Source organism: Mucilaginibacter sp. UR6-1 (genome assembly GCF_020880975.1).
GTDB lineage: Bacteria > Bacteroidota > Bacteroidia > Sphingobacteriales > Sphingobacteriaceae > Mucilaginibacter.
On record NZ_JAJIWP010000003.1, the window covers coordinates 220624 to 233509 of the forward strand.

Annotated in this window: 13 protein-coding genes; 12 read left to right on the forward strand and 1 reads right to left on the reverse strand. The window is 44.8% G+C overall.

Annotation, left to right across the window (positions count from 1 at the left end; translation table 11 throughout):
- Positions 1-131 precede the first annotated feature (131 nt).
- The 5 genes from LJ707_RS11370 to LJ707_RS11390 all read left to right on the forward strand — a co-directional run bounded on the left by LJ707_RS11370 (position 132) and on the right by LJ707_RS11390 (position 3597).
- Positions 132-773, forward strand: coding sequence for an MBL fold metallo-hydrolase (locus LJ707_RS11370; RefSeq protein ID WP_228951003.1), 642 nt, complete (start codon positions 132-134; stop codon positions 771-773).
- A 22-nt stretch (positions 774-795) separates the two neighbouring features.
- Positions 796-2022, forward strand: coding sequence for an FtsX-like permease family protein (locus LJ707_RS11375; RefSeq protein ID WP_228951005.1), 1227 nt, complete (start codon positions 796-798; stop codon positions 2020-2022).
- A 5-nt stretch (positions 2023-2027) separates the two neighbouring features.
- Positions 2028-2405 (forward strand): hypothetical protein, encoded by a 378-nt coding sequence (locus LJ707_RS11380; protein WP_228951007.1) that lies wholly within the window; start codon positions 2028-2030, stop codon positions 2403-2405.
- 101 nt (positions 2406-2506) lie between these two features.
- Positions 2507-2878: a 30S ribosome-binding factor RbfA gene (rbfA, locus tag LJ707_RS11385; protein WP_228951009.1), complete on the forward strand. Its 372-nt coding sequence runs from the start codon at positions 2507-2509 to the stop codon at positions 2876-2878.
- An 11-nt stretch (positions 2879-2889) separates the two neighbouring features.
- Complete coding sequence (locus LJ707_RS11390; RefSeq protein WP_228951011.1) at positions 2890-3597, forward strand: peptidoglycan DD-metalloendopeptidase family protein; 708 nt, start codon at positions 2890-2892, stop codon at positions 3595-3597.
- Here the strand turns inward: LJ707_RS11390 and LJ707_RS11395 are convergent.
- A complete protein-coding gene (locus LJ707_RS11395) occupies positions 3588-4739 on the reverse strand; it encodes a DUF1624 domain-containing protein (protein ID WP_228951013.1) in 1152 nt (383 codons plus the stop codon). The two genes, LJ707_RS11390 and LJ707_RS11395, sit on opposite strands and share 10 nt — an antisense overlap.
- Positions 4740-4833: 94 nt before the next feature.
- On the opposite strand from LJ707_RS11395, the gene LJ707_RS11400 reads away from it, so the two are divergent.
- The 7 genes from LJ707_RS11400 to LJ707_RS11430 all read left to right on the forward strand — a co-directional run bounded on the left by LJ707_RS11400 (position 4834) and on the right by LJ707_RS11430 (position 12879).
- Positions 4834-6261 carry an L-serine ammonia-lyase gene (locus LJ707_RS11400; RefSeq protein WP_228952506.1) on the forward strand — a complete coding sequence of 476 codons (1428 nt, stop codon included), beginning with the start codon at positions 4834-4836 and terminating at the stop codon, positions 6259-6261.
- 31 nt (positions 6262-6292) lie between these two features.
- Positions 6293-7279 (forward strand): DUF6427 family protein, encoded by a 987-nt coding sequence (locus tag LJ707_RS11405; protein ID WP_228951015.1) that lies wholly within the window; start codon positions 6293-6295, stop codon positions 7277-7279.
- A 45-nt stretch (positions 7280-7324) separates the two neighbouring features.
- Positions 7325-8017 carry a phosphoribosylformylglycinamidine synthase subunit PurQ gene (gene purQ / locus LJ707_RS11410; protein ID WP_228951017.1) on the forward strand — a complete coding sequence of 231 codons (693 nt, stop codon included), beginning with the start codon at positions 7325-7327 and terminating at the stop codon, positions 8015-8017.
- The gene (locus LJ707_RS11415) at positions 8017-8760 is read left to right on the forward strand and encodes a type III pantothenate kinase (protein WP_228951018.1); all 744 of its coding nucleotides are present in this window, start codon (positions 8017-8019) and stop codon (positions 8758-8760) included. Before purQ ends, LJ707_RS11415 begins: the two co-directional genes overlap by 1 nt.
- On the forward strand, positions 8753-10096 hold the full coding sequence (locus LJ707_RS11420; protein ID WP_228951019.1) for a hypothetical protein: 1344 nt from the start codon (positions 8753-8755) through the stop codon (positions 10094-10096). Before LJ707_RS11415 ends, LJ707_RS11420 begins: the two co-directional genes overlap by 8 nt.
- 1 nt (position 10097) lies before the next feature.
- Complete coding sequence (lptC, locus tag LJ707_RS11425) at positions 10098-10676, forward strand: LPS export ABC transporter periplasmic protein LptC (RefSeq protein WP_228951020.1); 579 nt, start codon at positions 10098-10100, stop codon at positions 10674-10676.
- Positions 10677-10767: 91 nt separating this feature from the next.
- A complete protein-coding gene (locus LJ707_RS11430) occupies positions 10768-12879 on the forward strand; it encodes a SurA N-terminal domain-containing protein (RefSeq protein WP_228951021.1) in 2112 nt (703 codons plus the stop codon).
- Positions 12880-12886: the final 7 nt, after the last annotated feature.

Genomic DNA, 12886 nt, shown 5'->3' on the forward strand with positions numbered 1-12886 from the left:
AAAACATTCAGGTGGAAGTAGGCCGTCAATATATCATGGCGGGATCAACAATGTAGTACAATATAACAAGCCCAGCCAAAAAATACTTTTCGCCGCCACCTTTTTAGCCTAATTTGAATACTTTTGCTGCCATGGCTAAGGTTCAGTGCTTCGTAAACAATCCATTTCAGGAAAATACTTACCTGTTGTATGATGATAGCGGCGAATGCGCCATTATTGATCCGGGTATGTACACCGGTGCCGAGCAAAATGCCGTAGTAAGTTTTATTGCCGAAAATAGCCTCAAGCCCGTATTGCTATTAAATACCCATTGCCATATTGACCATGTACTGGGCAATAAGTTCGTGTTCGATCAATACGGTTTAAAGCCAAAGTTTCATATCGGCGAAACTGTGGTGCTTAACCACGCTCCGGTAAGCGCGCAGCAAATGGGGTTCCGTTATGAAAACTCACCTTTGCCGGATGAATATCTGCCCGAAAGCGGTACCATCAGTTTTGGTGATACCACGCTCGAACTGATTTTCGCCCCCGGCCACTCGCCCGCGCACTTGTGCTTTTATGATAAGCAGGATGATATTTTGATAGGCGGCGATGTGCTTTTCAGGGGCAGCATAGGCCGTACTGATCTGCCGGGAGGCAATCATGCTCAATTATTAAAAAACATTCGCGAAAAATTATTTGTTCTGCCTGCGGATTGTACGGTATATCCCGGCCATGGCCCTGAAACCACTATCGGGTTTGAAAAACAATACAATCCCTTTTTTAACGATTAATACTTAGCACACAGCCCTCAACTTGAACACCTCGGTATACATAGCCAAACGCTACCTTTTTTCGCGTAAAAAGGTGCATGCCATCAATATCATATCGGGCATATCCATGCTTGGTGTGTTTGTGGGCAGCGCGGCGCTGATCATTATCCTGTCGGTATTCAACGGTTTTGAGAAAGTGATACTGTCGCTGTACAGCAATTTTAGTCCTGAACTGAAGATAGAGGCCAAACTGGGCAAAACCTTTAACCCTGATACTACCTACTTTACAAATCTGCAAAAGGATGAACGCATATTTTCGTACACCGAGGTATTGCAGGAGAAGGTGTTACTGCGTTATGGCAGCAAGCAATTTATCGGCACATTAAAAGGCGTTAGCAATAGCTTCTTAAAAAACACACAACTGGACAGTACCATCATGTCGGGTTCATTCACCCTGATGATGGATGGGAAGAATTACGCCGTTATAGGTACAACCATACAATCAAGCCTTGGGGTTAACGTTTATGATCCTAATGCCAACCTGCAGATCTATTCGCCGCGGCGCAATGCCGCCGCCGCATCTAACCCGCTTAATGAGTTTGTGGTACGCAATATTACTCCGTCGGGCGTGTTTGGTATACAGCAGGATTTTGATGATATTGTAGTAACCTCGCTTAGCTTTGCCCGCGATTTGTTAGACGAACCCAAGCAGGTATCATCATTAGAGCTCAACTTTAAAAAGGGTACTAACATTAACCAGGTTCAGCAGGATATTGAGCAGCATATTGGCAAACAATTTTATGTAAAAAGCCGCATGCAGCAAAATACCGAACTATATAAAACGTTGAATTACGAGCGATGGTCGGTATTTATGATATTAACATTTGTGCTCATCATCGCGGTATTTAATATAATTGGCTCATTAACCATGCTGGTAATTGATAAACGTAAGGATATTGCCATACTTACCAGCCTGGGCGCGGGTAAAAAGCTGATACAGGGCATCTTCTTTTTTGAGGGGATGATGATATCAATAATAGGTTGTGTAGCCGGTATTATTGTGGGTCTGATATTTTGTATATTACAGCAACATTACGGATTGATACGCATGGGCGGGGCATTAACGGTTATTGATGCTTACCCTGTGGATTTGAAAATAGCCGATTTTGGCCTCGTTTTTTTAACCGTTTTAATAATAGCGGTAATAGCCTCGGGCATAAGTGCCAGGCTTAGTGTTAAAGGATTAAGTGAAATAAAGCAGGATCTATAAATTAAATGATGCATTCATCATCTGTTAAATATGTGTTTTTAGGTTGCGCCGTTTTGTTAATGGCCATGGCATCATGCGGTGGCGGTAACTATAGCAACAAGCCTAAAGTTTATAAAGGCCTTTACAGTTTTGGCCCCGAGATAAAATCATTCAGCGAGTGCGGGCGCGAAAAGGAGTTTTGGGTTACCGATAGCTCAGCGCAGCTTGAACTTGAATACTCGCAACTTAACTTTGAAAAACCGTATGAACCGGTGTATGTAGAGGTTGAGGGCGTAAAGGTACCGTCAGATAAGGATGGCCTTGGAGCGGAGTATGACAGCACGCTGGTGGTGCGCAAACTCATCAAAATAACCCGGGAAATTCCGCAGGATATTTGCCATTAACTGTACCCGCTTAAACAATCAAAACAAATTAGCGGCTTATAGCTTTTAATATTAGCTTTAAGCTTTTAACCATGCGGCTTTAGCCCTATAAACTTCTTATCATGGAATCAAAACGTCAGCAAAAATTTGCGGGAGTAATTCAACAGGATCTTGCCGCTATATTTCAGCGCGAAGGCGCGGCTTACTTGCCCGATACGCTTGTAACTATAACAAAAGTACGTGTAACGCCCGATTTGGCTATAGCGCGTGTTTTTTTGAGCTTTTTTAACAGTCAAAATAACCAGCAGGCTTTGCAGTTGGTAAAATCGCACGCCTCCGAGATCAGGTATAAACTGGGTGCCCGTATTAAAGATCAGGTGCGCATCATCCCGCAGCTTGAGTTTTTTGTGGATGATACCAGCGAATATGTTGAGCGTATGGACAAGCTTTTTGATAAAATCAGCAAAGAGCCGCGCCAGCCCGATACTGAATAATTTTTTTAGCCATGGGAAAAGCATCGGTTACATTGGCGGCACATTTGGCAATTGCTGAAGTGCCCGTTTCGGTAGTAGTTGATTTTGACAGCGGTACAGATAAGCTTTTGCGTATTGACCTTACCGATGCCAATACCGCCCTCACGCCGCAAATAGTTGATGATGTTGAGGCATTCAGTAACTGGGTAAATACCAATCTTGACGATGCGGCCTGCCGGTACGGTATTGGTGGTTACCTGGAGAACCGAACTATTTACGCAGGCAGGCAATTATTCAGCGATGCCGGTGAAGCCCGTAGCCTGCATTTGGGCGTTGATATATGGGCAGCCGCCGGTACCGTTGTACGTGCTGCGCTTGATGGTACGGTGCATAGCTTTAAGGATAATGCCGGGCAAGGCGACTATGGCCCCACCATCATACTTCAGCACAATGTAAACGGACTCACACTCTATAGTTTGTACGGACATTTAAACCGGGCTTCGCTGCAGCATTTGCAGGTTGGGAAACAGGTACATGCCGGGCAAAAAATAGCGGAGTTTGGCGCTGCCGATGAGAACGGCAACTGGCCGCCGCATCTGCATTTTCAGTTAATGCTGGATATGCAGGGCAATCAGGGCGATTTTCCTGGCGTGTGCAAACCATCTCAAAAAGCGGAATACCTCGAAATTATTGCCGACCCTAATTTGCTGCTGAACTTTTTGCCTGAAGATTATAAATAACTCAGCCACCATTGTTTATGCGTCATTTTATACTTCATATACCACCGGCAGGGGAAGTATAAAATAAATACGCACAGCAGCCACATCAGGTAAACAAAGTATAACGGGGCACCTTGTTTTGGCCCCTCGCCGTTGTTGCCTGCCATAACTATTAAATAGGCGATAAAAGCCATCAGGCGCAGCAGGTACAGGTGCAGTATGTAATAAAACATGGGCACCCGGCCAAATACCACCATAATATTGGTAAAACGGTTGCCTGCATACTCAAAGCCTGCTAAAAGCAGGTTGCATGCGCCAAGCGTTATCAGCAGGTAATCTAACGATGGCGGATATTTTTGTACGTTGATAAACGACAGGATGGTACGATGCCACACCCCTTGATCCGTCCACGGGTTTGGATCGCCGTAAATATTGATAAACCGTAGCACCACGAACAGCGCTAATGATGACAGCCCAATGGTTAACAGCAGCGGCTGCCTTTTAGCAGGATCAAGCTTAAAGATGCCGCCAAATACATAGCCTAAGGCCATAACGCCTATCCACGGTATCAGCGGGTACAAAACAAATACTTTGGTGTAGCCTGTTAATTGTATAATGCCTTGTATGTGCAAAATACTCCAAACAGTACCCCAGGGAGCTTGTAGCTGGTCGGCTTTGATGCCGTCCAAAGCGTTGTGCCCGAATATCATGATGAGCCCAAAGGTGGCAATTACAGCGCGTGGCAAATAAATAAGTCCGGCTAATACCATCATGCTGATGCCTAAAGCCCAGATCACCTGTATAAATACAAAATCGAACTTAATATTTAATGACCAGCCGAAGCGTATAACCGTTAGTTCGAGTAACACCAGCCATATACCGCGGCTTAGCAAAAATTTGGCGGCCTCGCCCTTGGTTTTACCCCTGCTAAAAGAGAGGAAAGCGCCCGTGCCGGCTAAAAAAACAAAAGTAGGCGCGCAAAAATGTGTTATAAAACGGGTCAGGAATAATGATGTTGAAGCCTTGGTGAGGTCGGTAGGATCAAATTGCTGCGGCATAAAAAAATCGCGTGCATGGTCTAACGCCATAATTACCATAATAAGGCCGCGCGTAATATCTATTGAGTCGACCCTTTTTTTAGGCTGAACAACAAAATCGGTCATTGTAATAAAGTTTAATGCAACTTACATAAAACTAATCTATATACAAGGCTTAAATTTAATTTATAGCCTTATGATATGTAACTTCGCGGTTCAGATGCAAAGAGAGCAGATTTCGGTATTCGATATATTCAAGATAGGCATAGGGCCATCAAGTTCGCACACGTTAGGCCCCTGGCGTGCGGCACAGCAATTTGTACAGTTGCTGACTGATGCGGGTGCCTTGCCGCAGGTGGTGCAGGTAAAGGTGCTGTTGTACGGCTCGCTGGCAAAAACCGGCAAGGGCCACGGTACCGATATCGCCATACTGTTGGGCCTAAGCGGGGATGACCCGGTTACCTGTGAGGTTAACCAGGTAGAGCCGAAAGTTAACGAGATCATCACCTCGAGGCAATTAGTGCTGGGCGATGTAAGGCCCATCAGCTTTTATAAGGATGATGACCTGTTATTTTTGTTTAGCCAAAGTTTGCCTTACCACCCCAATGCCGTTACCTTCCAGGCTTTTTTGAGCGATGGTAAGGCTATATCGGCCACATATTATTCTATTGGCGGAGGTTTTGTAATTAAGGAAGGGGATGATAACAGCTCCAGAGCGGAGGTAGACCTGCCTTTTCCGATCGATACTGCCCGCGATCTGCTGATATGGTGTATGAAAACCGGCCTCAAAATATCTGAGGTGGTGATGGAGAACGAGCTTGCCTGGCGCACCGAAGCCGAAACCCGCGCGGGTGTACTCAATATATTTAGAGTGATAAAAGAATGTATTTACCGTGGATGCCATACCGGAGGCTCATTACCCGGCGGCCTTAACGTGGCACGCCGTGCAGCAAGCCTTAACAAGCGCCTTACCAAAGGTTTGCCATACAATAACTACGAGGAGTGGGTTAGCGTGATCAGGCAAAGCGGTGACGGTTTTAAAAATATACTGGATTGGGTGAGCTGCTTCGCGCTGGCTGTTAATGAGGAGAATGCCTCGTTCGGCCGTGTAGTTACTGCGCCAACCAATGGCGCGGCAGGGGTTATACCTGCGGTACTGCAATATTACATCGCTTTTTGTGATGGTTTTAGTGATGATAAGATCATCAGGTTTATGATGACGGCATCGGAGGTTGGCAGCATCTTTAAAAAGGGCGCAACCATATCAGCCGCCATGGGCGGTTGCCAGGCCGAGATCGGCGTATCATCAGCCATGGCCGCGGCGGCACTTACCGAGTGCCTGGGCGGCTCGCAAAGGCAGGTGCTAATGGCCGCCGAAATTGCTATGGAGCATCATCTCGGCCTAACGTGCGATCCTATTGGCGGCCTGGTGCAGGTACCTTGCATCGAGCGTAATACCATGGGCGCCATCAAGGCCATCACGGCATCACAACTGGCACTGCAAACCAATCCCGATAATGCCAAGGTAAGCCTTGACGCGGTGGTAAGAACCATGTGGCAAACTGCGCAGGATATGAACTCAAAATATAAAGAAACATCTGACGGTGGCCTGGCGGTAAACATACCGATCAGCTTACCTGAATGTTGATCCTCAGATAAAAAAACAAATCAGCACACCCATGATCAATATTTTCCGATCGTACAACCCGATAGTGATACTGTGGCTGGCAGTGCTGGTTTTTGCCATGCGTATAGGTTATTTAGTTAATGTGCCCGATAAGCTGGAGTTTATCTTTGTCGAGTCGTTCTCGCGCCTGCTGGTGCCGGTATCCTATGAGTATGCTTTATCGCCATTCTTTAATGTATTGCTGGCAGCGTTGCTGGTATTTATACAGGCTTTGTTGCTTAATACCATGGTGAACTACTTTAACCTGCTCAACAAGCCCTCGTATATGCCTGCCTTGATGTATATCACGGTATCTGCCTTGTTTACCCCGTTTTTAAGGCTGAGCGCGCCGCTTATATGTAATTTTTTGGTGATATGGCTGCTGTATAAACTATTCAGCCTTTATAAGGGCAGCGAGGTAAAATCCACCTGTTATGATATGGGGTTGATCGTGGCTCTCGGTTCACTTATCTACCTGCCATTCAGTTGGGTGTTTTTGGTGGTGTTTATCGCGCTCATTATTTTCAGGCCTTTTAACTGGCGCGAGTGGGCGGCAGTAATTATTGGTTACGCAACCGTATTTTTCTTTTTAGCCGTAGTGTATTATTGTAATGACAGGATAGGCCGTTTCTCAGGTATATGGCTGCCGCTGGCGGGTAAATTTCCAACAAGCATCAGCATCAATAACTATACTTACACGCTGCTTATACCGGTAGTAGTTATACTGGCCATATCGGCCTATAAATTGCAGCAGGGCTTTTTTAAGAGCTATGTACACATCCGCAAATCGTTCCAGTTATTGCTGGTGTATTTTGTGGTGGCCGGCTTAGCATTTTATGTAAAACCTGAGTTTCAGCTCAACCATTTTTTGCTTTGCGCTGTGCCTGTGGCCATTACTTTCGCCTATTATTTTTTGCATGCCACAAGCCGCTGGTTTTACGAAACGCTGTATTTTTTATTAGTGGCGGGCATTATTTACTTTCAGTTTAACACTTTTTAACTATAATATTCGTCCAAATTTGAGCCGTTATGTTAGCTTTGTAACATGAAATTTGGAGTTGTTATATTTCCGGGGTCCAATTGCGATGAAGATATTATCTACGTATTGGATAAGATATTGGGTCAGCAGGTAGTACGCCTTTGGCATAAGGATCACGACCTGCAAGGTTGTGATTTTATAGTATTGCCCGGTGGTTTCTCATTTGGTGATTATTTACGTTCTGGCGCTATTGCCCGTTTTTCGCCAATTATGCAGGAGGTTATACAGTTTGCTGCAAAAGGCGGTTATGTAATGGGTATATGCAATGGTTTCCAGATACTGACCGAATCAGGATTGCTTGAAGGTGCCCTGCTGCATAACAAAAACCGTAAATTTATCTGTCATAACACTTTTGTGTTGCCTCAAACCCAAAATTCATTGCTTACCGCGCAGATTGATGCGCAGCGTGTACTGAAAATTCCGGTAGCGCATGGCGAGGGTAATTATTTTGCTGACGCGGATACACTGAAATCAATTAATGATAATGACCAGGTATTGTTCAGGTATTGTGATGAGGCGGGTAATATAACTGATGATGCCAATCCTAACGGTACACTGCAAAACATTGCAGGCATCACCAATAAAAACCGTAATGTGTTTGGTTTTATGCCACATCCTGAGCGCGCCGCCGATGCTGTGCTTGCCAATGAGGATGGCCTGGCTATTTTTGAATCAATATTATCAATGGTGAAGGCCTGATGGCTAACCTGGTAATTGATATAGGGAATACGCTTACCAAGGTTGCCGTTTTTGAGCAGCAACAATTGCTTGAAACCGGGCACTATGCCGATGCTGATACCGCTTTATTTGATGAGTTGCTTAACAGGTACACCATCAGCAAAGCCATCATATCATCAGTAAAAAAGGATACACCTTACTGGCTCTCTGTATTAGGCACACGGTTAACAGTAGTGCATTTTGCCGCTGCTATGGCTCAGGGCATTACCAACCATTACCTTACACCACATACCCTGGGGCTTGACAGGGTTGCCGCGGTTAACGGCGCGGTATATTTGTACCCCCAAAAAAACAGCCTGGTAATTGATGGCGGCACCACAATAACTTATGATTGGGTTGATGCCGGTGCAAATTATTTTGGCGGCAGTATATCGCCGGGGCTAAATACCCGTTATAAGGCTTTAAACCATTACACACAAGGGCTGCCGTTGGTTGAAGCCGATGCCGCTTTCGGAATGGATTATGGCAACAGTACGCTAACCGCCATACAATCCGGTGTGCAAAACGGGTTAAAATACGAGCTTGAAGGCTTTATTAAGGCTTACAGCAAAACTGATAAACAACTGAACATTATACTAACCGGCGGTGATAGCGATTTTTTTGATACTCTGTTGAAAAATAGCATCTTTGCCCCCCAAATTAATATTGAACCTAATTTGGTTTTAATAGGATTAAATGCTGCATTACTACAACATAATGACTAAATACACTAAGCTATTTATTACGCTTGTTCTTGTTATCAGTGCCTTTGGCGCAAGCGCTCAAAACGGTGCAACCACAAGTTCGCCTTATTCACGATACGGTATTGGCGATATTGACCCGAACTGGACACCGCAAACAGCCGGTATGGGCGGTATAGCAACAGCAACTAATACTATCAGTGGTTTTGCCACTATCAATACCATTAACCCGGCATCATACGGGGCCATTGCGCTTACTACCATTGATGTTGGCGCGTTTGGCAGCAGCCTTAAACTTACCCGCGACGGGCAGGGGTCAGAAAAAAGTACCAACTTCAGGCTTAACCACCTGCTTTTCGCCTTCCCGGTAACCAAGCGTTCGGCCTTGAGCTTTGGCTTGCAGCCATACAGCCAGCGTGGTTATGAGTATACCCAAACACAATCAAACCTGGGTACAGGTGACCCGGCTGATACCAACGCGGTAAATTTAAAATACAGCGGCGAAGGCGGTTTAACCAAAGCGCACATCGGTTATGGTTTTGGCATTGGTAAGCATTTAATGCTGGGTGCCAATGTATCATACATATTCGGCAGCATGAAGGATTACCGGGTAACGTCAATACCTGATCTGTACGGCGCTTTCAATACCCGTATCGAGAATAATGCAAGTGTGCAGGGCCTTAATTACGATTACGGCGCGCAGTTTATGTTTAATGTAAGCGAACGTAATGTAGTTACTTTCGGTTATTCAGGTTCGGCGCCAACCAAACTTAATATTCAAAACAGCACCTACGTTTCGCACTTTACCATTAACAGTACCGACGGTAGCGAGAACCTGCCGCTTGACAGTGTGGTGAGTACCGTAAGCCCTAAATCAAAACTTAAACTACCATCGGTAAACAGGTTTGGTGTATCATTCAAAGCCGGCGAAAAGTTATTGATAGGTGCTGATTACACAATGGGTAAATGGTCTGATCTGTCTGCCGCGGGCGATGGTTATGAAAACGTTAACCAAAACATGAAGGATAGCAAAACCTATAACATTGGCGCGCAAATAACGCCAAATATCAACAAGCTTAATAACTACTGGGCCCTGGTTGATTACCGTTTTGGTTTTATGTATAACCAAACCAACCTGCGTGTTAACAGTACCGATATTACCCAGTACGCCGCTACTTTTGGTTTAGGTCTTCCGTTGCGCCCGAGCCAAACAAGCACCAGCTACTACAAGATCAACGTATCGGCCGAGATAGGTAAACGCGGTTCACTTATCAATAATCTGGTTAAAGAGAATTACATTAACATACGTTTAGGGTTTACGCTTAATGATAAGTGGTTTACCCGTTATAAGTTTGATTAACATGTTTTTGCACAGGGGTAAAAAGGCATCAATATGGTGGTTTGCAGTGTTGTTTGCAGGCTTGTTTTTTACCTCGTGCGAGAATGATCTTAAAAAGATCAAAGCCCTGTCTGAGCAGGATATTAAACCACAGGAGCGTACCATTGATGCCGAGATCACTTACAGCGACTCGGCACATGTTAAGGCCGTGGTTTTTGCCCCGCTGATGATCAACCATAAGGTTGATACCCCGTATTACGAAATGCCCAATGGTGTTAAGATCCTTTTTTATGATAAGGATCTTAAAGTGATCAACACACTTACCTCAAAGTATGCCATCACTAAAAACGATAACAGCCTTATTGAGCTGTACAAAAACGTGGTATCAAAAAACCAGCAGGGAGATGTGTTTAAATCCGAAGAACTTATCTGGAATTCCAAAACCCAATTGATAACCTCAAGCCAGCCCGTACAAATAGTTTTTGCCAATGGCAATATTTCAAACGGTACCAATTTTGAGAGCAACCAGGACTTTACCCGTTACAGCATGAACCAAACTACCGGCATCTGGAATGTGGATGAAAAAGCCATGCAGCAATAAATAATTTCAACGTCAAATTTGTTTGAGAGAATTTTACTAAAAATTGTATCTTGCGCCCTCTTTTTAAATAGTTAATAATTATAGAGTTTATATGGGAATTATGAGTTTTTTGCGCGAGAAGATGGGGGTGATACTCGTCATCGTTATCGGTATTGCGCTTTTTGCTTTTGTTGCAGGCGAGGTTATCCACTTTGGTGGCTCGTTTTTCAGAGGTGATGCCAACACGGTTGGTATAGTGGGTGATGAAAATATCTCCATTCAGGATTTTAATGCCAGGGTTGAGCAAAATTCAGAACAATTCAAACAACAATCAGGTCAGGCAAGCATTACGCCGCAAATATTGAGCTACGTACAGGAAAACACCTGGAACCAGATGATCAGCCGTGCTATTATCACTAACCAGATAGCCAAACTGAACATCACCGTAGGCGAAAGCGAAACCAAATCACTTATCAGCGGTAATAACCCAAGCCCTCAAATTGTGCAGATGTTTGGCAACCCGCAAACCGGCGAGCTTGACCGCGCGCAACTTAACAACGTGCTGAGCAACATTAACGCGGCTAAGGATGGCGACCCGATGAAAAAGCAATGGCGTGATTTTGTGGCTCAGATCATCGAGTCAAAAAAGGCTGAAAAATATGTGGCCCTTGTTAGCAATGGCCTGTATGTAAATTCGCTTGAAGCTAAAGACGATTATGAAGCTAAGAACAAGCTGGCCAACTTTCAGTATGTAGCGCTTGATTATGCGTCAATACCTGATAATAAAGTTACCATTACTGATGCCGATTACCAGGAGTATTACGATGCGCATAAAAACCTGTTTAAGAATAAACAGGAACTGCGCAGCTTTAAATATGTGGCAGTGAACGGCGCGGCCTCAAAAGAGGACAGCGCGGCCATAAAAACGCAAGCCGAAAAACTGGCTGCTGATTTTAAAACCAGCAATAACGACTCGTTATTTGTACAAATAAACGCCGAAACCAAGGAGCCTATTGTTTACCGCAAAAAAGGGCAGCTTGACCCTGCGCTTGATTCGGTAATGTTTAATGCTGCAAAAGGTTTTGTATATGGTCCATACCTGTCAAACGGCAGTTACAAAGTAGCCAAACTGGTCGACTCACGTGTTGGTCCGGATTCAGTTAAAGCAAGCCACATCCTTATCTCTGCCCAGGCAGCAGGCGGTGAAGAAAAAGCTTTGGCTAAGGTAGACTCATTGAAAAAGCTGATACAAGGCGGCCGTTCATTTGATGAGCTGGCTAAATTGTTCTCAGAAGATAAACAATCAGGCGAAAAAGGCGGTAGCCTGGGTACTTTTGGCCGTGGTGCCATGGTGCCCGCGTTTGATGAGGCTGCTTTTAACGGCAGCAAAGGCGAGCTTAAAGTAGTTACTACCCAGTTTGGTGTTCACCTGATCCGTATAGAGGATCAAAAAGGTTCGTCAAAAGTAGTTAAGGTTGCCGTGGTTGATAAACCGATAGCGCCAAGCGAAAAAACACGCACAACCGCTTACAGCAAAGCACAGGCATTTTTAGCCGGTGTTAACAATGGCGATTTTAGCGCCGAAGCCAAAAAAGATAAATTAACCATTATGCCGGCTAATGATGTTAACGGTGTTGCATCAGGCTTGCCGGGTTTAGATAATGCCCGTGAGCTTGTACGCTGGGTATTTAAAGCCGATGTTGGTGATGTATCTGAGCAGGTGTTTACTGCCGGCGATCAATATATTGTTGCGCAGTTAACTCAAATAAAACCTGAAGGCCAGTTGCCGCTTGATGCTGTTAAAACAGCTATTGAGGCTGCGGTACGCAACAAGGTTAAAGCAAAACAACTTGTTGAAAAAATGCAGGGGGCTGTTAACGGGGCATCAAGTATTAACCAGGTAGCCCAAAAAGTGGGTGGCAAGGTAGCTCCCGCACAAAACATTGTATTTGCTAACCCTGTAATACCGGGTGTTGGTGTTGAGTATAGTGTTATAGGTTCAGTATTCGGCTCACAACCTAAAAAAGTATCAAAACCTGTTGAAGGCACTAACGGCGTTTACGCTTTTGTGGTTGATGGTTTTGTTAAACCGGCGCCATTAACCAATGCCATTAAACAAAAACAACAGCTTGGCCAGGCATTACTGCAACGCTCACAAGGCCAGTTGTTCGAGGCGCTGCAAGATAAGGCGAATGTAAAAGATTACAGAGCTAAGTTCTTATAACCGTATT